The organism is Paenibacillus cucumis (ex Kampfer et al. 2016), from assembly GCF_019748695.1.
Lineage (GTDB): Bacteria > Bacillota > Bacilli > Paenibacillales > Paenibacillaceae > Paenibacillus > Paenibacillus polysaccharolyticus.
This window is the reverse complement of the sequence record NZ_JACLIC010000010.1, coordinates 42,846-66,076: the sequence shown is the minus strand read 5'-3', so window position 1 is coordinate 66,076 and position 23,231 is coordinate 42,846. Positions and strand designations below refer to the sequence as shown.

Here is a 23,231-nt window from a genome sequence, read left to right as displayed (position 1 = left end):
TGATATGGATGATGATTCATGTTTTTGAAAGGAGATTTTCCAAGTGGCTAAATCCAAAAGACGTACTCCAGCACCCAAGGCTCAGAATCAAAATCAGGACCAACCGACCACGCTGAAAGATTTACTGAGCAGTGATGTGCTCGAGAAACTGAAAGCGCAAGCTGACGAAGCCAAAGCTGCTGAAGCACAGCGCAAAGAGCAGGAGCGTTTACAGGCAGAGGAAGCTCGTAAGGCGGAACAGAAGCGCCGGGACAATGACTTTGAGTATCTGCTGAACAATAGCTCCATGGACTGGAAGAAACATAAGTAACCAAGAGATGAAGTGGTCACACCAAGCTGTCCATACATCCTATGATACAAGTTATACGAATGAAACGTATGAAGCTAATCTTACTTCATGAGATTATTTTCATACTATAATTTCTGAACAAAGCAGGGCCCAGATGGGGCCCTGTTTTTAATATGAGCACATATGATTCACCTCCCCCATGTCGGGTATTTAGAAGTAGAGTGTTCAAGGACAATTCATACATGGAGGGATCAATGAATGGCTGAACAACGTTTGGAAGGTAAAGTAGCAATTGTTACTGGAGGCGGCTCCGGTATTGGTCAGGCCTCTGCCATTCGATTCGCCGAGCAAGGGGCCAAAGTATACATGTTAGATCGTACACCCGAGAACGCAGAGGAAACGAAACAGATCATCGAAAAAGCCGGTGGCGAAGCTTATGTGATTGAATGTGATATCTCCAAGCCGGAACATGTAGAGAAAGCCATCAACCAGGCGGCAACCGAAGCAGGCAAGCTGGATATCGTTTTTGCTAATGCAGGAATTAATGGCGCCATGGCTCCAATTGAAACGATGAAAATCGAAGATTGGGATCAGACGATGGAGATTAACATGCGTGGCACGTTTGCAACAGTGAAGTATGCCATCCCTCATCTGAAAGAGCGCGGCGGCAGTATTATCATTACGAGTTCCATTAACGGCAACCGCGTATTCTCCGGCATCGGATTTTCTGCATACGCTTCCAGCAAAGCAGGTCAAACGGCTTTCACCAAAATGGCGGCACTGGAGCTAGCTCGTTACAAGATTCGTGTCAACGCCGTTTGCCCAGGAGCGATCGATACCAACATTGATGACAATACGTATCCATCGGATGATCTGAAAGATGTTCAGATTCCAGTGGAGTTTCCTGAGGGACATGAGCACCCGCTCAAAGGCGAACCAGGAACATCGGAGCAAGTCGCCAATCTGGTACTGTTCCTCGCTTCAGATGAAGCCTCACATGTAACAGGCACACGTATCTACGTGGATGGTGCCGAATCACTTCTGCGTGGATGAGCTATTTATTTACACGCCCACTCCGATGACAGAAATATAACAAACCCGCAAATTTTCTGGATGATCAGAATGTTTGCGGGTTATCTTAATTAAAACTCGGATTCAGGAAAGTTAGTTTTTGGAATACGTCTGCGGCTGCTTTTCCTTTTTGCCACTGATACGTTTCAGCCACTCAGGAATCGCAAAGAGCATAAGGTACAACAAGGAGAATAACACCAGAGCCAGGATCTCTTCTCCGAGAATGTAGACCGGATAAGGCCCAAGCATATCTAACACAGACGGTGTGCCCGGTTTATGTCTCAGGAACATATAATTCGCATCGAGCAACACATCCAAACCGTATACCATGAGCGCAGCAATGTTTACAAATATCATGGAGCCTGCAACAGATCTCCATCCAGGACGAAGTTGTTCCACCCAAGTCATATAGAGAAGAGCAAGAATGATCATCGCATGTGCAACAAAGAATTGAATGAAGCGGAAATGAGCAAAAGCATAACCAAGATTCGGCGTAATTATAGCCATCAGAGCACCTGCAATACCTGAAAAAAGCAAGGCAGAAAATAACCATTTTTGGCGTGTCAGTAATAACAACGCTGATAATAATAACGACAGACTGCACAGCTCCAGCGGTAGCGATGTCTGCAGACTCCAAATTCCTCCATACACATACCAGATTTGCAGTACAATCTCACAACTTACCATGAATCCTGCCAAACCGATGCGTACGGTTCTGCTTGAACGTTCAGACATGAAACGAAGACGATGCCTAAAAAGAAATAACAGAATAACAAGTACAAAAATAATGATCATCGATGCAATATGTGAAGTCGAGAATGCCGCAAAAGGCTCTGCATCATACGGGTCAAGCCAAGGTGGATAGGCCATGCCTTTTCTTCTCTCCTTTTCCGGTTAACAGAGGTAACTTCTTATAACGCGATTGGTAACTTTTTTCATTTTGCCACTGATCACTATACCTGTCCAGCTTCATTCAAATAAGTATTGTATTTTAAATATCTTTATGTTAAGATAAAACCGAGAAATAAACATACAAAAAGTTAGTAACTTTAAATATTGAATTGATACTAGTCGAACTTAACTCCTTACCCTGACTTGTTATTTAAAACATTCGCGATCTAGTACATTTAAGGAACGTTCATAAAACTTCAACTTTATCTCTATCTAGGAGGAACATATTATGTTAATCAAAGGACTTCACCACGTATCCGCGCTCACCGCGCATGCCGATCAAAACTACCGTTTCTATACGGACATCATGGGCCTTCGTCTGATCAAAAAAACGGTCAATCAGGATGACGTTTCGGTCTATCACCTGTTCTATGGAGATGAGAAAGGAAATCCCGGCACAGAGCTCACCTTCTTCGAAATTCCAATGGCTGGACGCACACGTGAAGGTGTAAACAGCATCTCTGCCACCTCACTTCGTGTGCCAAGTGATGCAGCTCTTGCGTATTGGGCACAGCGCTTCGATGAATATGAAGTAACTCACGGCGAGATTGTAGAGCGTGGAGGCCGTGCAACACTGGCATTTACAGACTTTGAAGGTATGCGGCTGATTCTCGTTTCTGATGAACATAACTCGGGTGTCGCCGGGGGTAAACCTTGGGATCGAAGCCCTGTACCAGCGGAGTATGGCATCATTGGACTCGGCCCAATTCATCTGACCGTACGGGATGCTTCACTCACTACACCTGTTCTCACCGAATTGCTTGGGTTTAGAGCAAAAGGCAGCTACCCCGCGTTTACTCCAGGTCAACCTGATGTACTTGTGTTCGAATCTGGTGAAGGTGGTAGCGGTTCAGAAGTTCATTTGGAGGAACGCAATGATCTGGAGCAAGAACGGCCAGGACGCGGCAGTGTTCACCACGTGGCCTTCCGTGTAGACAATGAGGAAGAATTGAGACAATGGGTTGACCGAGTACATCAGTTCCGATTCCCAAGCTCCGGTTTTGTAGATCGCTTCTACTTCCGTTCCCTGTACTTCCGTGAAGCTAACGGCATTCTGTTTGAGCTTGCGACAGATGGCCCGGGATTTGATACGGACGAGGACTTCGCCACACTTGGAGAATCACTGGCGTTACCTCCATTCCTGGAAGGACGCCGTGCTGAGATCGAAGCAAACCTGAAACCGCTGGATACCATGATCCGCTAATGTTCGTGACTATCGGGTAAGTCAGCATTGAATTTTCAATGAAATGAAAATAAAACGATGATCACCACACAACTCTGTATTCAAAACTTGAGTCAGAGGATGCCTGGTGAATCATCGTTTTTTTATTAGCCGACATAACGTAGTCGTACTCTGTCTACTTTGTCAGATACGATGTTGTGAGCGGTACAAACAAGGCTGAACCTGGATCTTCGGATACAATCTCGACATATACAGCGTCTGTGCCTTTAACATCCACATCAAGACTCATCATACCGTTTTCCGGAGTGATATTGAATTTTTTGAGTGTCGCGAGATCCTGATCGTAGATATGAATCTCCTGATTTCCTTTGAGCGCGGCAAGTTCCAAGTGCAGAGAAGAATACTTTTTACCCGTATTGATCTGGATATCTTTTCCCTGCTTCGCAGGGTCATTATGCAGATAGACATCCTTGTAATCCTTGCCTTTGTACGTGGTATCCTTAGGATCTTTGGTGTGCCAAGCGGTAGAACCCAGTACGGATGTTCCAAGTGCACTCAGCGTTACTTTTCCGTTGGTTACCGGCGCAGAACCATTCGTTCCACCGATAAGGACGGATGAAGTTGCACCGTCATAATTGATCTCTGTTCCAAGCAACGTACCTACTGCACGAACCGGCAGATATGTGGTTCCGTTATATGTGATCGGAAGTACCGTCTTGCCATTGGCATCCTTGGCTGTCACTGTCTCACCATTTAATTTCAGGGTGATTTTGCTGTTGAGATATGCTTTGATTTGCTCCAAACCTGTAGCTGCCAGTGCACCCGTACCAATACCGAGTGTCAATGTGCCCACCATCAAACCAAGTACGACCTTTTTCTTCATCAAATTCCCTCCCAGACGTTTAAATGAGTTGTCCTTTATACATTTAAACGACTAAAGCGTGAATGTCAATTGTTTTCAGCATTTTTCCGCAACTTTTTTTATTTCCAGACAGCACAAAATGAGGCTGTAGTCACTCCTTTTTTTTCAGCCCCATCCAATGGTCACGCTTGCCATGGCATGTCCTATATTTTATTAGGTATTTACATCTAAGACCTCGTGCTGCAGCACAAGATCACCCTTTGCTCAATCAAATGATTCGTAGTATTCCTCTTCATACACTTCCATACTATATTTCAAGTCGTTCGCCTTCCATTCCCCATTCTGAAACACATAAGAAAACGTTAAATCGCCCGCATAAACCCCTTCGCCATATGCACCCGATGTAGAGACAACAAGCTTGTTATCCTCCACGCTATAATAAGTTACACGACCAAATTGTAACTTCTCATGATACAGAACATCTCCTGCTCCCTTCTCCACATTGGAGGGCTCGGCTGGAACCCCATTTAAAGTCACCCCAATCTCGATCTGGTCGGAGGTTACCGTAACTTTGGAATCCACATGTTCTTTCACAATCTCATCCAGAGTCTGCATCTTCATTACATCCAGTGAAACCGGATCAAGAATGTGTGCCTGACCCAGATAAATTCCGGTGCCGTGTCCCTCTGAATACAACACCACAATCTCTTTTTTACCATCACCGTTTAAATCCAGTTCATGTACTTCAGGTTTGTACGATCCCCCCTCTGCTCTCCAATCACTAAATTCACGTTTTTTGCCGTTTGCCTCAACCACGAGGCCATTATATATATATCCCGAGCCCCCAATACTCATTGGGTACACCCGAATATCATTATTCTCTGGAGCCACGGAAACATCATCTGCTTTCACCGGCATCATATCTTTGTTGCTGTTCAGTGCATCATTCATTCGATCTATATGGGAAGCCTCGACCGCTGTGGCCTGGCTGGATGATTCATCTATATTAAGCTGTTGTTGCGACTCATTTGTCGTTTTGGCAGTTGAAGTTACTGAAAGTGTGGCCACCGCCAAAATAATCATCAGCAGGATACCTGTCCAAGTTTTCAATATACTGGGCTCCTTCTTCTGTTGTGATAATCCTATTATATCTTCATTTATCGCCCGCGCGTTGCAATTTTGTTAATCTTTCTTAAAAATTCTTTACAAATCTTCAATCACACGAAAAAACGTTCGTCTTTTACCATAATAAGCTAGGGCATGTCTGAAAAACTGATTAGCTTTCAAGATACGCCCCAATTTCCCGGAAAATAAAAAACACTCCGGAAGCAGCTCAAGGCTGCATCCGGAATGCTTTAGTTTTATCGAGTAATCGATCTGTTAACTGTCTCAACTCTTCTGCAGAAGAGGATATCTCCTCCATGATTGCGGTCTCCTCATGCGCGGCATCCATGATGCGCTTCGCTTCATCAGAGAAGGAACCGGCTTTCCCCTGGATCTTCTTCACATGACCATGCGTTTGCTCTACGCGCCCTGTCTGCTCAGCAATTTTGGAACCAATATCATGAGCGCCTTGCATAAACACTTCAACCGTGCCTGTCAATTCAAGCAACGTCTGATCAACGGAAACCGTTCGTTCTGATTCGTTCACAACAAGTCCATGCTGTTCATGGCTCAGCTCCACGGTTTCCCGAATTCGTTGTTGTACACGACTGATCAGTTCATTAATGCGATGAACGGAATCTTTACTCTCATCAGCAAGTTTGCGAATCTGCTGCGCTACAACGGCAAATCCTGCGCCCTCTTCTCCTGCACGCGCCGCTTCAATAGAAGCATTTAATGCGAGTAACCCTGTTTCTTCAGCAATATTTTTGACCGATTGCGTAATCGCTTCGATATCGGAAGCTTCCTTCTCCAAGAGCAACATAATATCACGGGAACGGTTGTGAGACTCGGCTAGTTCATTCATGCCTTTCATCAATGATGAGAAGGTTTCTTTGGTATGATCCACCGAACGTCCCATCTTCCCAGACAATTCGGTCATACCTAAAGACTGATGTTGCATTTTCTGAAAATCATTCAACATCTCATCGGCGGTAATCAGGGAATGCTGGGAAGTCACTTTCTGATCCTCTACGCCAACCGCAATATGATCCACGGCCTCAGACATCATCTCGATCTGTTCTGCAGCCTGTGTAATGGCTTCGCTCAATGACTGTGCGTTCTGAGAGGTTGTCCGCGTACTATCCGCAATATCGTTCACGATACTTCTCAGATTAGAAACCATTACGTTGAACGCATCATATAATACGGTAAGCTCATCTTGTGTACGGCGCTGCGGAATCTCCGTGGTGAGATCACCGGAAGATACCTGCTGCGCTGCACGAGACAGCTGAACAATCGGACGAGTCAGATAGCGGGAAGCAATCCAGCCGAGAATCCCGTTCCAACATACTCCCATAAGCAAAATGATAGATATGTACAGCCAGTTTGGCATATCAAGCGAAATCCAATCTTTTACAAAGAAAATAAAAAAGCCGCTAGTTCCGTAAGTAATAATTGAAATTAGTACCAGACCTGCGACAGTCTTCGCCCCTAAAGTCCATTTCATGTTCGCACCCCGTAGTTCTTTTTTCCTATTTTACCAATCTTGTACCAAATTTCATGTGACATATATCACTGAAAACGCTCTATTTACCTTTTGCATATCGTTCATGCATGACTTTCATACCATAAAGCTCATAATGAATAAGACAAGCTTAGGTACCCCTCCCTTGTAGCTGTAATTCATGATATGAAATTTTAAATTCCCCAATTTAAATTATTATCGGTTTCAATGAAAGAATCATTTAGCTTGGCATCTATTTTGCTTAAATGATATACTGAGTGCGCTTCAGCAACGCTGGAGCCGAACTATTTTTAGGATGCCACTGGAGGCGAACGAGATGTCTACTATGTCCACACGGACGGAGAAAGATTTTATCGGCGAAAAAGAAATTCCAGCTTATGCGTATTATGGAATTCAGACGGTGCGGGCTATAGAGAACTTCCCGATTACCGGTGTTCCGGTTCACCGCGAACTGATTACGGCACTGGCTGCTGTTAAAAAAGCGGCAGCGATGGCGAACATGGAACTGAAAATGCTCCCAAACAAGATTGGGGAAGTCATCATCATGGCAGCGGATGAAATGATGAAAGGCCATCATCTCGATCATTTTATTGTAGACTCCATTCAGGGTGGTGCAGGCACCTCCATGAATATGAATATCAACGAAATTTTGGCCAATCGCGGACTTGAACTGTTAACGAAAAACAAGGGAGACTACTTCCACTGTAATCCGAACAACCACGTAAACATGTCTCAGTCTACCAATGACGTTGTGCCAACAGCCTTACGCATTGCGGCTTATCAGCTCTCCGAGACCCTGCTTGGTACAATGAAAAAGTTGCAGGAAGCCTTCCACAAAAAAGAGATTGAGTTCAACGATGTTGTCAAAGTAGGACGTACACATCTACAGGACGCCGTGCCTATCCGACTTGGACAAGAGTTCGGCGCTTATGCGCGCGTGATTGGACGGGATATTGAACGTCTTCAATTCGCCAATAAACGTATGCTTATGATCAACATGGGTGCAACAGCTGTAGGTACAGGACTCAATGCCAAACCGGAATATATCGTCAAGGTTACCGAGTATCTGTCAGAAGTGACTGGCCTGCCGCTACAGACCGCGGATGATTTGGTTGACGCGACACAGAATACAGACGCCTATTTGGAACTCTCAGCTGCATTGAAAGTATGCGCTGTCAGCCTGTCCAAAATCTGTAATGACATCCGTATGATGGCCTCAGGCCCGCGTGCCGGATTTAACGAACTGCTTCTGCCGCCACGTCAGCCGGGATCTTCCATTATGCCAGGGAAAGTCAATCCGGTCATGGCAGAGGTAATCAACCAGGTATCCTTCCAGGTCATGGGAAATGATCACACGATTTGCATGGCCTGTGAAGCCGGACAATTCGAGCTGAATGTGATGGGACCGGTTATTGCATTCAACCTGTTACAATCATTGAAAATCATGAATAATGGCATTGATGTCTTCACACGGTATGCTGTCGAAGAGATGGAGGCCAATCGTGAGCGTTGCGAGTTGATTATGAAACAAAGCTTCAGTGTCGTGACTGCTCTGAACCCGCATCTTGGTTATAATGTAGCGGCTTCGATTGTAAAAGAAGCATTGAAAACTGGCATGACCCTGCAGGAAATCATCTTGGAGCGAGGTTTGCTGACTCCAGAAGAATTGGAAGAGATTTTACATCCAGAACAGATGACCACGCCGGGGATTGCCGGAGAACATTTCCTGCGTAACATGGAGCGCATGTAAACCACTGATCTTATGAGTTCAGATTAAAAATTCTAAAGAAGCCCCGTTATCCGTTAGTCAACGGATAACGGGGCTATTTGAAGTATAATTCGATACGATAAATTTCAGATTTATAAAGAGTCGTTCAGACTTAACGTGATAAGACGTATACACTTCAAGCCCAGCGTTTTCGTTCCAGGGATGACAGAATTCGAAGCTCCTCCCTGTATTTCGCAACGGTTCTTCGAGAAATGATGATGCCCTCGCCTTCAAGGAGAGCAGATAATTGGCTATCTGAGTACGGCTTGTTTAGTTGCTCGGTTCGAATGATTTCCTTCAGCCGCCGTTTGACAGCCGATGCAGACGTCTGCTCTCCAGACACGGTCGTAATACCGGAATCGAAAAAAGCCTTAACCTCGTAAACCCCATACGGAGTGTATATATATTTTCCGTTCACGGCCCGGCTAACTGTTGATTCATGCATCTGTACTTTCTCAGCAATCGCAGCCAGATTAAGCGGCACCAGTGCAGCGGGGCCCTCACTTAAAAAGCGCTTTTGCTCTTCCATAATGGCCGTCATCACACGTAACAATGTCCTGCGCCGCTGTTGCACACCGCGTATAACGGCTCTCGCCTCAGCTGCCCGAGTCACCCAGATCTCACCGGGAGACGACTCCTGTATCCAGTTGTTGCAAGCTTCATTTACGGTTACGCGTGGATTGCCTGTTGCAAGCAGCTTGAGCACCATTTCCCCATGAACCATATCCACAGTAGCATCGGGGACGATATAATGTGCACGTTCATTACAGCCTATCGATCGACAAGGCTTAGGGTCAAGACGAGTAATATACTCGTATGCTGCTTGTGCTTCCCGCGAAGTTATACCATACTTGCCTGCTGTCCGCCCGGGATGAAAAGGAACCAACACCTCCAGCCCTGCCCGCACGATACGCTCGGCATAAGGAATCGCTGCTGGGTCACGCTGAATCTGCAACAGCAAACATTCTTGCAGATTTCGCGCCCCTACACCCGGAGGGTCCAGGGACTGCAACAAATCAATTCCTGCGTTCAGTTCGCTCATGGACAATCCGAGTTCAACCTGTACTTCAGATAGCTCAACCTTCAAGTAACCATCAGCATTCACACATCCAGCCAAATAGACCGCCACTTTCTCCAGCCTATGCGGAATTTTCATCGTGCGAATTTGCGAAGCAAGGATTTGTTCCAGCGTAGGCGCTGTTCCTTTGGCTTGAAGCAGAGGGTCATAGGAAGGATACACCTGCTGATTGTTTCTTCTTGATGGCTTAAAAGAATAAACGGACTGCTCTTCCAATTCAAGAAGCGGATTATCCGCTGCGACATCCTGCAAATAACGAATCAGTTCCTGACCGGACAAGGTCAGCAAATGAAAGGACTGCTTCATTTCCGGCGTGATGGACAGCCGGAAGCGCTGTTCCTGCACCAACTGAACACCTAACATCCGATGCCCTCCTTATGTCAAGCTGGATACTATTCATTGCAACACTGGGATTTGCAGGAATAATACCATACAGTTCAGCCCTTGTCAGCATGTCAATACATACATGCGGTCTCAAACGCCATTTAATATTTTTCAGACACCAGCTTCGCTTGAGTAAACAGCAACAGATAATCCCTGCCTCCTGCTTTGGAATCGGTACCCGACATATTAAATCCACCAAATGGATGTGTCCCTACCAAAGCTCCCGTACACTTGCGGTTGAAATACAGATTACCTGCAAAATACTCATGTCTTGCCTGCTCCAGATGTGCCCGATTGCGCGAGATAACCGCACCTGTCAGGCCATAATCTGTATTGTTGGCAATATCCAGCGCATCCTGGAATGAATCGGCTTTGATGAAAGCCAGCACCGGGCCAAAGATCTCCTCTTGCGAAATCCGGGCATGCGGTTCCACATCTGCAATAATGGTCGGCTCGATGAAAAATCCTGCCGGATCTCCGGTACCTCCCCCATGAACCAGACGTCCTTCCCCTTTGCCAATCTCGATATATTCGGTGATCTTTGCATACGCCTTATCATCAATGACAGGTCCCATGTAATTTCCCACTTCAAGCGGACTGCCCATCGTCAGCTTCTTCGTACGCTCCAGCACCTTTTGTAATACTTCATCATATACATCCTTATGGATAATGGCACGAGAGCACGCTGAACATTTTTGTCCCGAGAAACCAAAAGCCGAAGCTGTGATCGACTCGGCTGCCAGTTCCAGATCACTGTCACTGTCAACCACAATGGAATCCTTGCCACCCATCTCGGCGATCACACGTTTGATCCACTTCTGACCCGGAGCGGTGCGTGCTGCACGTTCATTGATCCGCAGACCGACATCGCGGGAACCTGTGAAACTGATAAAACGTGTCAGTGCATGATCGACAAGATAATCCCCCACCTCACTGCCTGGCCCTGGCAAGAAGTTGACTACTCCATCTGGCAGACCCACTTCTTCCAGCAGTTCCACGAACTTTGCAGCGATGACCGGTGTAGTGCTTGCCGGTTTTAGCACCACCGTGTTGCCTGAAACTAACGCAGCCGAGGTCATGCCTGCCATAATCGCCAGCGGGAAATTCCACGGCGGAATCACCACGCCAACACCAAGCGGAATGTAAGTCAATTCATTATCTTCACCAACAATCCGTACAAGCGGCTGCGGCTCACTGAGACGTTGCATTTCCCTTGCATAAAACTCCATAAAATCAATCGCTTCAGCCGTATCTGCATCTGCTTCAGACCAGGTTTTGCCCGCCTCATAGACCATCCAGGCGGAGAACTCATGCTTGCGGCGGCGCATGATTGCCGCTGCTTTGTAGAGATAACGGGCCCGTTCATTCGGGTCCGTATGTTTCCAGGTATGGAACGTTTCCGCAGCCGTTTGGATGGCCTTCTCGGCCAGCTCCCGATCCGCTTGATGAATCGTTCCAATCACCTGGTCCTTAGCAGCCGGGTTCACGGAAGTTAACGTGCGGTTGCTCGTTATTTTTTTTCCACCGATAATCATCGGATATTCCTGTCCCAGTTCGGATTTCACCTTATGGAGCGCTTCCTCAAAGGCTTCCCGGTTCGCTTGCACCGTAAAAGCTGTAAATGGTTCGTTAACAAAAGGGATATTCATCAATGATTCCTCCTTCAGGATGTGGTTTCTACTCACTTTATAAGTCTCACAAAGATAATTTACACGAGCACTCCGAGGACAGAATAACCTTCCATTCGCTGTTATCCCCAGATTTTTTGGATTCCCTTCTCCTAAGGGAAAAATCCGGTGATAAATGCGACCGCTTCGCTTTTCCAGGTTTTTTCTGTCCTTTCCGTTATTTGTGTAAAAAAATGTTCAACTTATATCGATCGCTGCTCGGATTCACGCAGCACTTACGTCTCATTCAAATATATGAAGCAAGAAGCGTGCCAACTCCGCTAGAACATGAAATATTTTTTTGTTTCACGGAGATAAAAATGTTCATAAAAATAAATTAGGGCATCAGCAATCGCATTCAACAGATTTTGGCACGATTTTTGCTAGATATGTAAATATACAATCATGAATATTTAGGGAGGAACCACAATGAGTGTCGGAACGGAACTATATCGCAAAACGTTGTTAACCGTAGCTGGCAATAAAGCCGTAGAGAACCTGTCTCTCAAATACGGCAAAAAGCTGGCTGGCAAGTTCATAGCTGGTAATACGCTGGAAGAGGCGCTGGAAGAAATTCGCGTTTTAAATAGCAAAGGCATTATGGCAACACTGGATCATCTGGGAGAGGGCATCACCCATCTGCGCGAGGCGGCACTTTACAGAGATGAATACGTGAGGTTAGTTGAAGGTATAGCGCATAGCGGTGTGGACTCCAATGTTTCACTGAAACCGACCCAGATGGGGCTGGCACTTGATCCGGAAGAAGGGTACCAGAATATTCGTGCGGTCGCCGCCCGAGCGAAGGAACATGAACTGTTCGTCCGGATTGATATGGAGGACAGTCCGTTCACCCAAGCAACCATTGATATCGTACGTAGACTGCATGCGGAAGGGCTGGATAACTCAGGTACCGTATTGCAGGCTTATCTGCATCGAACGGAAGAGGATACCCGCGATATGATTCGGGAAGGTGTTCGGCTGCGTTTGGTCAAAGGAGCGTATAAAGAACCTGCAAGCGTCGCATATCAAAATACGTCCGAGGTCATTCACCAGTTCAAAACGATGATTCGTCATCATCTGGATCAAGGTGTTTATACCGCTGTGGCCTCCCATGATGATCACATCATTAACTGGACGAAACAATACGCGAAGGATCGGGATATCTCTCCTGAAGCCTTTGAATTCCAGATGTTATACGGTCTGCGTATGAGTGAACAGGAGCGTCTGGCACAAGAAGGTTATCGCATCCGTTGTTATGTCCCTTATGGCACGATGTGGTACCCGTACTATACCCGCCGTCTGGCAGAGAAACCTGCGAATCTCTGGATGGTTGTGAAGAACATGTTTCGCTAGAATTGATGTAAGAGATAGCCCTTCACGCCATGCAACCCAGTCATTCTGGAGTGCATGGTTTTTCCTTTTTCCGATGATGCAGCACTGCCAAACTTAAACGTTCACTCTAAACAAGAATATATGTCTAAAAAATAAGAATACACAAAATTTAATGTACAAAATTTTAGACAAATTCTACACTAATCATCTTGTATCTTACCCTCACATCGGTCTCCATCTTTACATATTTTCTTATATTTATACATTTTCACAAATAATGAGCGTTATATAAATTGACACAAAAATAAATAAAAAAACTGAAATAAGTTAGAAAATGTAGCTAAATCAACATTTTTTCATATCTTCAACTAAAGAAAACGTATACATAAAAACTACAAAATGGGTGAGCGTTATTAAAACAAAACAATCGAACAATCGATGTCAAAAAATATATACACAACTCTGTTGGAGCGATATAATAGTACTAATTCCAATCACTTTAATCCGTATGTTGTAATCGAGGTGATCCTGATGAGACATTTACTACCTACTCTAAAAGAACTGACACGAACAGACATGCACATTTACGATGAATCCTCCGTTCAGGAAAAGCTTCTTCCACGCCCGTATACGGATTCAGATATCAACGTAACTCGACCTGTTTTTGTACGTTCTGGTACAGGAAGCGCTTATCTCTATTGCTCCTTCCTGGATCAACCAAACTTGCCTGATGAGAAAGGCCTGCCTTCCGCATCTTCTGCTAAATCAACAGATCCCGACCCTTTTCCGGTTACCCCATCGTTCTTTGTCCCTGTCCCTTTGATCTCACTTTCTATGGAACTGGCACAAGTTATTCCATTGTTTTCCAAGAGCTCTGTTCTCATCATCAAAAATGATCGTGACGAATGGATCGGCTATATCACGGCATCCGATATCATGAACTCAATTCATCAAGCCTACCGACTGATGGAAGCCTATCTGGAAACTACGCTTGAGACAGTCGGTTCCGCATTATCTTTAATCGATGAAGAAGCCAAGGTGGCGTACTGGACATCCGGTGCGGAGAATATATTTTCTATTCGCAAAACCGATATTATCGGTCAGCCTGCCGCCAACTTTTTTCCACCCGAAAGACTTCAATCACTTAAAACGTTATATTCCGGTGAATCGGTCTACCGCAAACAGCATCAACCCAGGTCTGATCTGTTCGCTCTAATCAATGCCCGCCCTGTCAGGCTGGATGGTCGTATTGTTGGTGCAGTCGCTGCGGAGGTCGATATCACAACTGAAATTCGTCTTCACCAGGAATTATTGCATATGTCCTCCAAAATTCAGCATTTGGAAAAAGCCGTTGCCCGGCTTCATCCCGAGACCGATCCTTTTGCGCGTATCAAAGGTAGCAGTCCAATTATCCGGCAATGTCTGGAGACTATTCGCAAGATCAGCACCACCCCTGCTACGGTACTCATTATGGGGGAAAGTGGCACGGGCAAGGAACTCTTCGCAAAAGCCATCCATGATCTTCGTGAACCAGAGACTGCTCCTTTTATCGCGATTAACTGCGGGGCCATTCCCGCTTCATTGTTTGAGAGCGAGTTGTTTGGCTACGAGAAAGGCGCTTTCTCCGGGGCAGACCCTAAGGGGAAAAAGGGGAAAATCGAGCTGGCTGAGGGTGGCACTCTTTTTCTGGATGAGATTGGGGAGATGCCTTTTGAACTGCAAGTCAAGCTGCTTCGTGTGTTGCAGGAACGAAGTTATTTTCCGGTTGGGGGTACCCGCACCAAACAAGCTAACTGCCGAATCATTGCTGCAACCAATCAAGACCTTCCTGCCATGATTACGCGTAATCAATTCCGGGAGGATCTCTACTATCGACTGAATGTCATCAATCTGATTATTCCGCCGCTCCGGCTGCGTAAAGAAGATATCTATGAGCTCACCCAGACTTTTCTGCAAGAATTCTCGCTACTCTACAATCGTCATATTGAAGTGATTCCTCCAGAATTGTTCAAACATTTATTCGAGTACGATTGGCCGGGGAATGTCCGGGAACTGCGCAACGTGATTGAGCGCCTGACGATTCTAACGATGGATGGTGAGATCAAGCCGGAATACTTGCCTGATTCGCTGACATCAGCGAAAGTAAACGTACCTTCTGAGCCGGAACAGACAGTAGCCAACCTCAAGTCTGCGGGAAAAGAAGTAGCGCATGACCCCAATGTGACAGACTCTCTACAAAAGAGTCACGGACCTGACCATCTTGCAGCGGTTGCTCGGGAAGCGGCTAACCCAAGTGTTACATTCCCCGAACAAAGTTCCGGCTCCTCTTATCAGCAACAGATGGATGCGTATGAGGCTCGGCTTTTGCTTCAATACCTGAAGGCCGCAGGCGGCAACAAACGAACACTCGCCAAACAACTTGGCATCTCCAGAGCTACACTCTACAACCGTATGAATCGGCTTGGTATATAACCTATAACTCCCGCGGTGATTACCGCTTTCTTTTACAGTTGAACATAATGCACGGCTAGCAAACGAAGAACATTCCACCCTTGCCGTTGCAGGCGATAGAATACAGAGAATTTGAGGAAAAATCAGAGAAAGCTCAGCGCCGAGAGCAGAAACCAGCAAATAAGGTTTCTGGCGACTCTAACGATCACCACAAGCCTTATTTGCCCATTTAGGCGTGGTTTCAAAATCTAACGATCTCCAGTGACGCTATTCAGCTAATGTCCTGCTGAAAATGGGATGAAATGGGCAAATTGCTCGAAATAGCGTCCGTACGGATCGTTAGAATTTCAACATGGCGATTTTGTGCAAAATAAGGTTTCTCCTGATCGTTAGAGTTTGCGGGGATGCTACTTATGAACAGCTAGATGAATCAGCTAGAAAAACCCGCAGTTACGGATCTTTCCCGTTTTACTGCGGGTTTATTGTTTATTGGTTGTTGCTTTTCATTTTTGTTTTGGTTTTCATTTTTGCCTTGTTCTTGTTCTTGTTATTTCAACCGATGGCTTCTGCTATTTCTGTGCGACCATCTTTCTTCACCCTTTACAATATTCTCGCTAAACGAATCAGTGCAGTTCTAATATGACGATAAAAAGTAGCCCTGCTCATCGAACACACCTGCGCTGCGGCAGTCGGATTGCCAGCATGGGTCCAGTAAGCCGCATGTAACAGTTTCTGATCCTGGGGAGACACTCCATGTATCCTGCCTTCCAACAGATCCAGAACATATAATTGTAACTGAATGCCGTCCCTCACACCTGTAATTCTGTCTGCGTACTCTTGTAACTCTCCCGGTGAGCGAAGGTGTCCGAGCATTTTACGAACTTCCTGTTCAGACCAAACCCTGTTATTGGATCCCGTTATCTGGGGCTGTATTGCATTAGCTGGGAGGTCTGGATGCAAAAGGGACATCACCCAGGCACCGAATTGTCCGCTACGCAGATCAAGTTCCAGCACATCCGCCTGATCTTCATATCGATCACACGCACGTGTGGACGTTCTCCGCATCTGAAAGCCGATACTCCGCAGAAACAGCTTCAGATGTGGATTGGTCGCAACAAGAATGGCTCTCGCCCCATCTCCCAGGAGCGACAAACGATCCAGTGTCATATATCCGACAAGTTCCTCACGTGTATATCCAGGCACATCATCTCTCGCCGCAGCCAGCAATGCGAAGTGTGTATCACTCTCATCCGGATCATTCTGTAATTCCTCTGGCATAAAGCACTCTTTCATCTCATTCGGAAAATATTTCAAAAGTAAATCACTGATCTCCCGATGCACCAACACGGTAATAAACATCGCAATCGTTTCGCCTTTCATATCCCGCTTTATTACAATGCCTTCAGGATATCGGAGAGCCAGTTCATCCAGGAAGGGGCCATAGTTCACGGCCTGCCAGGGCTCAACGCTGTATTCACACCATTGCTCTAGCAGCTTGTGAAGAGATGGTAGGTCAGCCTGCTTCATTGGTTCAAGCGGCGAGAACAAAGAATCGCGTGAGACGTCAGCATACTTGCGAAACTGGAGCATAGATTCCTGACAGAGTAACAGCATCTTTCTCGCAATTTGACGCTTCCCAAGCGCACATGCCTGTTCATGGAGTGGTTTCAGCAACTCTGCAATCCGAATCCGCATGGACTGCATACGATGCGGCTCGCGTTGCCGGAAATCCCGCATCAAATGTACCCGGGCCATATCGTGCAAGGCCAGACCGTCCGGCGCGGAACGAATGAAAGACATCCGTCTCAGCATGTGATATTCTTCTTGTTTAACGGGTACATTCAGTACCGTGGATAAGAGTTCCTGGTTTGCTGTCTCCAGCAAGGTTAACACCTCCACCATCGGATGCAGACGTGGCGTGGTGAGTTCAAGTAACAGCCGGGCACTGATCATATGTGACAGTTCAGCCCACTCGGCATGAGGAAGATTCCGCTCCTGATCAGCCGCTTCCACTGCAAGAGCAAGTCCCAGCGGATGTCCATCCGTCATTCTCGTAATAACTCCAGCCATACTCGGCTTTAATGAACCTGCGGTTGCAATATACTCCGTAATCTCATCCGCGGTAAAATGTTGCAGCTGCAATTGAACCAGATGCTGATACAGCCGGGGATGCGTTCGCCATGTTGCTGAAAGCTCTGAACGAGATGCAAGTATGATGAGTATCCCACTTAGATGAAGTTTCGCTATGAAAACTTCCATAAACCAGCTCTCGAGCAATGCAAGTTCCTCGTAGTTATCTACTGCAATAACGAACCGTTTCTCTCTGGGCATGCTTTTCAACAACGATAGCAGAATGTTGCCCTGGCTATTCAACAGCCCAAGTTCCAGTCCCAGTGTTGAACTAAAATAATCCATAAACACGGAGGGCGTTGTGCCACATGCCCGTCCATCCATCCATATAGCGGTTGCTTCCTGCTCTCTAGCGATGGACAGCATTTCTGAAAGTAACGAAGACTTCCCAATACCACCCATACCCGTAACTGAAAATATAGTCATAGGCGCTTCATCATTTTCAAACCACTGCTCTAGGATCATCAGCTCTCTGGCTCGACCAACGAAACGCTTTTCGTCCCTGACAACCTTCTGTTTTCGAGATTCACTTCCGTTCCCCATATATATCCTCCGTACTAGATACTGGTACTTTTACTGTAGCTTACTTTTATATAAAAATGAGACTATATTGAGACGCGCAATCGCTTCCGAAATGTTAGAATCTTGATAAAAGCCAATTTATAGAAAAAGGCAAATCTGTGCCTCTTCTACATTTATCGAACCACGCCGTTTATGGATATCACAAAACGCAACACTCCGCCAATCACCCTGAGCAAGCCTGCACACACGATTTTACCGACTTGGTTTCATGCTTTCCTTTCGTATCCTACTCCAGCCCGATAATTCAGGAAAGGCGGATTTGTGTGAAAAAACATCTCGACATTTCTCATTTGAGCGGACAACTTGGCATCCATTCCAGTAAGCTTCAGGCATGGTTAAACCTTACCGGTTTAACTGTTGCAGATCCACAAGACAGACGGGAACGAAGGTCTGAGCGTATGACATTTCCATATCGCCTTGTAACACCTACCTCACCACTTCAGGCTACCTCTTCCCGTGCATTCGAACGCTATCGGAGCCGTTTCTCCAATACAGGGTCCCGTCGCCGGTCTCGTGCCTTACGAGGTATACGACGGATCAACAAGCTGTAAATGAGCAAAAAAACACCTTCTATTCAAGCACTGCCCATATCCAAAAACGTTGCTGTCATGACAATTGTCCATCTCCACCTTCAATCATGGCATTAGCTAACAATGCCATCTCCAAGCACACACGTTTTCCCTGTTGCATATAACCTGGTCCCAGCAGTTCTTCCAGTTTCTCCAGTCGGTTATACAAAGTCTGCCGATGAACGAACAGCTGGGCGGCCGCATCCCTTTTGCACCCGAAATTCGCCAGATAGGCATCCAATGTTTCGACCAATCGCAACTGATGGCTTCGATCATGCTCTATAAGCACACCCAGATGATCGCTCGCAAAGGATTGCAGGAAAGAAAGCGGCATGGCTTTTAACATTTGATATATACCCATACGATCGTAAAAGTGAACATGTTTCATTAATTTGACAGACCTCGCCACTTCAATAACCTGGACCGCTTCCTGAAGGCTATCCTTCAGAAGAGTTAGTTGATTTCGAAGTTTGCCGAAGCCCGCATGAATTTCGACTTGTTTCAGATTCGAGCGAGCGAACCGTTTCATATCCTGAGTGATGCTCTCTAACATTTGGATCAGTGGCTGTTCAGAGACAGTTTGTGTTTCTTCCTTGGCACAACAGAGGTAGATTTGATTATTTTTCAGCATGATGAGGCTGGTTAGATGATTTTTCTTCAGAAGTGAGCGAAGCAATACGAGAATGTCCTGATGATTCGCCTCCATTCGCTCCCGGCCCGTCCCCTTCATGCGATGTTCAATCTGCAATAGACCTCCCGCGAACCAGTATTGTCCCTTCACTAACAAGCGAAGCCCCATACGTGTTCTAGCCTGTTCCTCCTGCTGAATGTGGCCATTCATCAAATCCTGAATCAATTCATTCTGGTTGCGTACCATCTTCTCTTCAAGAAATTGTGAACGAAGCGTAAGCGTAGCTGCAGCTTTGGCTGTGTAATCAAGCAACAGCTTGAGATATTCTACCGTTGCCGACGGGTGCACAATCATACCTATGGCTGAAAATACTTGGCCAAAACAAACCACGGGATAACAGAGCAAAGCCCTCTCCTCATCCATATGAAACCACAGCTCCGTATCGGAGTCGTTCAGATTTAGCCGTTCCACTTCCTGGCTGTACCAGCTATAGATGGCCTGCTCCATGTCTGGAGCGAGTTCTGGCACAAAACTCCCGGCCTCCATCGACGAGATGTATACCACAGGTTTTGACGCATAGGCATGTAGCAGGTCGAGAACCGCCGACATATCTGTACGCTGCAACGTGCGTTGCTGAAGCTCACGGGAATACGTCTCCAGGCTCTTTAATAGCTGGTGTTGGTGGTTAATAAGTAGAGAATGGATATCTTGCGTAATCTCAACAAAACGCACGGGTTGTTCAAATACGATGAGTGGAAACTGATACTGGTTTGCCAGTTCGATCAATGACTCTGGTATCGCATGTATGCTGGTGCCAAACTCGACACATAATCCAGCTGCATCACGGTTGATCAGCTGCATCAGATAAGCTTCACGCCCTTCTTCAGACTGAAGCCATAGACCCGTGGATAAAATAAGATCATGTGGGCTTACAAAAGGGGACACATTGGTAATTTCCAGCACATGAACCCAGCCTACCTGACGTTCCAACCCTTCTCTCCCTGCCGCGAGCCGTGCTTGACTAAATACCGGACGTTGCAGGATATCTCTGACAGTAAACACACGGTCATTTCGCAAAGTCGATCCCTCTTAGTGTTATTTTTTCTTACATTATAATCCAAAGACATGTGTCCTGAACAGTCTATTTCGACGAATTGTTGAGTCTTGATCCTAAAAATTAGACATTGTGTAAGGTGCAAAACGACGCATGGAGTCATAAACTTGTAGTATAAGCTAACAACCAAAAAATGGACGAGGTGCATGGCTATGAGAATCGGGATTCCCAAAGAAATCAAAAACAATGAAAATCGTGTAGCGATGACTCCTGCCGGGACAGCTGATTTTGTGACAGCCGGGCATCAGGTCTTTATCGAACAAGGTGCGGGACTTGGCAGTGGATTTACGGATAAAGAGTATGTTAAAGCTGGCGCCCTGATTGTTGAAGAAGCCGCTCAGGTATGGCAGGATGCCGAGCTCATCCTTAAAGTGAAAGAACCTCTTGCCAGTGAATATGGTTATTTTCGCCCAGGGCTGATTTTGTTCACCTACCTGCACCTCGCCGCAGAGCCGGCCCTCGCCAAAGCACTGGTCGAAAAACAGGTGACTGCCCTTGCGTATGAAACCTTGGAAGTCGGCGGCTCTCTCCCGCTGCTCACACCTATGAGTGAGGTGGCAGGTCGGATGGCTGCGCAGATCGGTGCGCAGCTTCTGGAGAAAACAGAAGGCGGCAAAGGCATTCTGTTATCCGGCGTGCCTGGCGTGAGCCGCGGCAAGGTTGTCATTATTGGCGGCGGTACGGTAGGTACCAATGCGGCCAAAATTGCACTTGGCCTGGGGGCGGATGTCACGATTCTGGATCTGAATCTGAATCGGCTACGCCAGCTGGACGATATTTTTGGCAATCAGATCCAGACGCTGGTATCCAGCCCTTCCAATATTGCGTCCGCCGTCACCGGGGCGGACCTGCTGATCTGTGCGGTGCTGATTCCGGGCGCCAAAGCGCCAACACTTGTCAGCGAGCAGGTTGTGAAGACCATGGCACCCGGGTCGGTCATTGTGGATGTGGCGATTGATCAAGGCGGGATCGTCGAGACCATTGATCATATCACCACCCACGATGAACCCACCTATGTGAAACATGGTGTCGTGCATTATGCGGTGGCGAACATGCCTGGCGCCGTACCGCGCACGTCCACGGTGGCGCTGACCAATGCCACCATGCCTTATGCGCTGCAACTGGCGAACCATGGTGCAGCCACCGCGATTCGCGGTAGTTCCTCCATTCGCAGCGCGGTGAATGCGCTGAATGGACATATCACATATGAGGCGGTTGCCCGTGACCTCGGGCACGCCTACGTACCTGCAGGACAGGCGCTGGAAGATGCCGCCGCTGTCCAATAAATCTTCTGGCCGTTCCACCTGGAAGCAAATTGTCCAGCCTGTGGAACGCACACAAGCGCAGTGCCCATGGAGGATTCCTCCGGGCACTGCGCTTCTTTTTTTGACATACAGGACGCATATTAGGATGGATTATAGTACAGGTTACGCGCCAAGCTCATTAAACCACTCGTTCACTGCATACCTCACGAAAGTTGCAATCCCGGCATGCACGGTGCGAAGGCATTGGGGTGAAATAGGACATGTCCTTTGGACGGTTGTAATACTCATCGGCCACACAGGAGCGCATTTCCTCGATGTAGCGCCCAACGTTCTCCTCTACTTTGCAAATGTCCTCTTCGGTTGCAGCAAATTCTTTGTGTTTACCAGTCAACAGATACTCCACCCGAATCTCAATCTGCTCCAGTGGAACCTGGTAGTGCTCTCTTACATAGGAAGCGTATAAAATTAACTGATCGGAGAAGTCATCCTCCTTGCCCGTCTTCCAGTCCACAATGACAATATTACCGTTGCTGCGTCGATATAATAAGTCCATTTTCACATACACACGCGTATCATGTAGCTGCATCGTATCCCATTTCTCAATCTCCAGAATCGTTGTACTTGCACGGGACAAATCTTCCCACGTCAGCGTCTGATACAAGTTGCCTACACAGGCTCCTGCGCGTTCTTTAATGGTTGCGACCCGGTCGTTCAGTGTATCATCGCCATAATAAATTTCCGACAACATCGTATGATTTTTCGGATTGAGTCGCCATTGCTCCGGATTCATCGACTCTTTGTATGCCTGGTTCAGCAGATCACGTATCGTTTTCTCCAAAAAAACTTCACGTGGCTTCGGTTTTCCCTCTTCTCTGCTTCGTACTGCCGACTCACACATCCGGTGTGCAAGATCACCAAATACCAGATAAAGATTACTCAGTTGCTTCAGACGATACAAGCGTACCTGCATCTCATCCGCTGATTCTGTTTTCCAGCCGTTATGGGCACCATAATAATGATAATAATATTTGCGCAGGCACTCATCGAACATACTCGCCCGCGACTGCGAATAAGACCACTGCGGGTATTGTGCCATATGATAATCTGCCTTTCTGTATATCGGATCTACTCATACCAATGCTGCGTGCCGTAGGGTGAGTTTGTAGGGACGTATCGTAGGACTGATCTGTAAAACATAATATCTGAACTCACTCTATATATCCACCTTTAGCATACATCTGGCTGAACAATCCTTTTATTGCTCACAGTATAAAG

General features: G+C 46.6%; 17 protein-coding genes. 8 read left to right on the top strand and 9 right to left on the bottom strand.

The window, feature by feature from the left end:
* The first annotated feature begins 43 nt into the window (after positions 1 to 43).
* Together H7T88_RS06675 and H7T88_RS06670 are read left to right on the top strand one after the other, a co-directional pair.
* Entirely contained in the window at positions 44 to 310 is a 267-nt protein-coding gene (locus H7T88_RS06675) for a YqkE family protein (protein ID WP_090917861.1), read from the top strand.
* Positions 311 to 547: 237 nt separating this feature from the next.
* The gene (locus tag H7T88_RS06670; protein ID WP_154890757.1) at positions 548 to 1,342 is read left to right on the top strand and encodes an SDR family oxidoreductase; all 795 of its coding nucleotides are present in this window, start codon (positions 548 to 550) and stop codon (positions 1,340 to 1,342) included.
* A gap of 111 nt (positions 1,343 to 1,453) precedes the next feature.
* On the opposite strand, the gene H7T88_RS06665 is transcribed toward H7T88_RS06670, so the two are convergent.
* Positions 1,454 to 2,230 (bottom strand): YwaF family protein, encoded by a 777-nt coding sequence (locus H7T88_RS06665; protein ID WP_154890756.1) that lies wholly within the window; start codon positions 2,228 to 2,230, stop codon positions 1,454 to 1,456.
* Between the two features lie 310 nt (positions 2,231 to 2,540).
* On the opposite strand from H7T88_RS06665, the gene H7T88_RS06660 reads away from it, so the two are divergent.
* Positions 2,541 to 3,515, top strand: a complete 975-nt coding sequence (locus H7T88_RS06660; RefSeq protein WP_154890755.1) for a ring-cleaving dioxygenase — start codon at positions 2,541 to 2,543, stop codon at positions 3,513 to 3,515.
* A 154-nt stretch (positions 3,516 to 3,669) separates the two neighbouring features.
* Here the strand turns inward: H7T88_RS06660 and H7T88_RS06655 are convergent, their stop codons facing one another.
* The 3 genes from H7T88_RS06655 to H7T88_RS06645 all read right to left on the bottom strand — a co-directional run bounded on the left by H7T88_RS06655 (position 3,670) and on the right by H7T88_RS06645 (position 6,967).
* Positions 3,670 to 4,377, bottom strand: coding sequence for a stalk domain-containing protein (locus H7T88_RS06655; protein WP_090917854.1), 708 nt, complete (start codon positions 4,375 to 4,377; stop codon positions 3,670 to 3,672).
* A 243-nt stretch (positions 4,378 to 4,620) separates the two neighbouring features.
* On the bottom strand, positions 4,621 to 5,466 hold the full coding sequence (locus tag H7T88_RS06650) for a hypothetical protein (protein WP_221787740.1): 846 nt from the start codon (positions 5,464 to 5,466) through the stop codon (positions 4,621 to 4,623).
* Positions 5,467 to 5,689: 223 nt separating this feature from the next.
* Entirely contained in the window at positions 5,690 to 6,967 is a 1,278-nt protein-coding gene (locus H7T88_RS06645) for a methyl-accepting chemotaxis protein (RefSeq protein WP_154890754.1), read from the bottom strand.
* A gap of 334 nt (positions 6,968 to 7,301) precedes the next feature.
* Between H7T88_RS06645 and H7T88_RS06640 the strand changes: the two genes are divergently transcribed.
* Complete coding sequence (locus H7T88_RS06640) at positions 7,302 to 8,735, top strand: aspartate ammonia-lyase (protein WP_221787739.1); 1,434 nt, start codon at positions 7,302 to 7,304, stop codon at positions 8,733 to 8,735.
* Between the two features lie 154 nt (positions 8,736 to 8,889).
* On the opposite strand, the gene rpoN is transcribed toward H7T88_RS06640, so the two are convergent.
* Both rpoN and pruA read right to left on the bottom strand, forming a co-directional pair.
* Positions 8,890 to 10,194 carry an RNA polymerase factor sigma-54 gene (gene rpoN, locus H7T88_RS06635; RefSeq protein ID WP_154890752.1) on the bottom strand — a complete coding sequence of 435 codons (1,305 nt, stop codon included), beginning with the start codon at positions 10,192 to 10,194 and terminating at the stop codon, positions 8,890 to 8,892.
* A gap of 122 nt (positions 10,195 to 10,316) precedes the next feature.
* Complete coding sequence (gene pruA / locus H7T88_RS06630; RefSeq protein WP_154890751.1) at positions 10,317 to 11,864, bottom strand: L-glutamate gamma-semialdehyde dehydrogenase; 1,548 nt, start codon at positions 11,862 to 11,864, stop codon at positions 10,317 to 10,319.
* Positions 11,865 to 12,311: 447 nt separating this feature from the next.
* On the opposite strand from pruA, the gene H7T88_RS06625 reads away from it, so the two are divergent.
* On the top strand, positions 12,312 to 13,235 hold the full coding sequence (locus H7T88_RS06625) for a proline dehydrogenase family protein (protein WP_154890750.1): 924 nt from the start codon (positions 12,312 to 12,314) through the stop codon (positions 13,233 to 13,235).
* A gap of 510 nt (positions 13,236 to 13,745) precedes the next feature.
* Positions 13,746 to 15,686, top strand: a complete 1,941-nt coding sequence (locus H7T88_RS06620) for a sigma-54 interaction domain-containing protein (RefSeq protein ID WP_154890749.1) — start codon at positions 13,746 to 13,748, stop codon at positions 15,684 to 15,686.
* 579 nt (positions 15,687 to 16,265) lie between these two features.
* Here the strand turns inward: H7T88_RS06620 and H7T88_RS06615 are convergent.
* Positions 16,266 to 18,338 carry an nSTAND1 domain-containing NTPase gene (locus tag H7T88_RS06615; protein ID WP_221787738.1) on the bottom strand — a complete coding sequence of 691 codons (2,073 nt, stop codon included), beginning with the start codon at positions 18,336 to 18,338 and terminating at the stop codon, positions 16,266 to 16,268.
* Between the two features lie 302 nt (positions 18,339 to 18,640).
* Here H7T88_RS06615 and H7T88_RS06610 point away from each other — a divergent pair, with 302 nt between their 5' ends.
* Entirely contained in the window at positions 18,641 to 18,928 is a 288-nt protein-coding gene (locus H7T88_RS06610; protein ID WP_221787737.1) for a hypothetical protein, read from the top strand.
* A gap of 55 nt (positions 18,929 to 18,983) precedes the next feature.
* On the opposite strand, the gene H7T88_RS06605 is transcribed toward H7T88_RS06610, so the two are convergent.
* Entirely contained in the window at positions 18,984 to 20,654 is a 1,671-nt protein-coding gene (locus tag H7T88_RS06605; RefSeq protein ID WP_221787735.1) for a PucR family transcriptional regulator, read from the bottom strand.
* A 189-nt stretch (positions 20,655 to 20,843) separates the two neighbouring features.
* Here H7T88_RS06605 and ald point away from each other — a divergent pair, with 189 nt between their 5' ends.
* Positions 20,844 to 21,977: an alanine dehydrogenase gene (gene ald / locus H7T88_RS06600; protein WP_154960574.1), complete on the top strand. Its 1,134-nt coding sequence runs from the start codon at positions 20,844 to 20,846 to the stop codon at positions 21,975 to 21,977.
* 157 nt (positions 21,978 to 22,134) lie between these two features.
* Here the strand turns inward: ald and H7T88_RS06595 are convergent, their stop codons facing one another.
* Entirely contained in the window at positions 22,135 to 23,052 is a 918-nt protein-coding gene (locus tag H7T88_RS06595) for a PD-(D/E)XK nuclease family protein (protein WP_221787733.1), read from the bottom strand.
* Positions 23,053 to 23,231: the final 179 nt, after the last annotated feature.

Coding starts and splice junctions, on each gene's coding strand:
- H7T88_RS06670 (WP_154890757.1), top strand. CDS start 548: ATGGCTGAACAACGTTTGGAAGGTAAAGTAGCAATTGTTACTGGAGGC.
- H7T88_RS06665 (WP_154890756.1), bottom strand. CDS start 2,230: ATGGCCTATCCACCTTGGCTTGACCCGTATGATGCAGAGCCTTTTGCG.
- H7T88_RS06660 (WP_154890755.1), top strand. CDS start 2,541: ATGTTAATCAAAGGACTTCACCACGTATCCGCGCTCACCGCGCATGCC.
- H7T88_RS06655 (WP_090917854.1), bottom strand. CDS start 4,377: ATGAAGAAAAAGGTCGTACTTGGTTTGATGGTGGGCACATTGACACTC.
- H7T88_RS06645 (WP_154890754.1), bottom strand. CDS start 6,967: ATGAAATGGACTTTAGGGGCGAAGACTGTCGCAGGTCTGGTACTAATT.
- H7T88_RS06640 (WP_221787739.1), top strand. CDS start 7,302: ATGTCTACTATGTCCACACGGACGGAGAAAGATTTTATCGGCGAAAAA.
- rpoN (WP_154890752.1), bottom strand. CDS start 10,194: ATGTTAGGTGTTCAGTTGGTGCAGGAACAGCGCTTCCGGCTGTCCATC.
- pruA (WP_154890751.1), bottom strand. CDS start 11,864: ATGAATATCCCTTTTGTTAACGAACCATTTACAGCTTTTACGGTGCAA.
- H7T88_RS06625 (WP_154890750.1), top strand. CDS start 12,312: ATGAGTGTCGGAACGGAACTATATCGCAAAACGTTGTTAACCGTAGCT.
- H7T88_RS06620 (WP_154890749.1), top strand. CDS start 13,746: ATGAGACATTTACTACCTACTCTAAAAGAACTGACACGAACAGACATG.
- H7T88_RS06615 (WP_221787738.1), bottom strand. CDS start 18,338: ATGGGGAACGGAAGTGAATCTCGAAAACAGAAGGTTGTCAGGGACGAA.
- ald (WP_154960574.1), top strand. CDS start 20,844: ATGAGAATCGGGATTCCCAAAGAAATCAAAAACAATGAAAATCGTGTA.
- H7T88_RS06595 (WP_221787733.1), bottom strand. CDS start 23,052: ATGGCACAATACCCGCAGTGGTCTTATTCGCAGTCGCGGGCGAGTATG.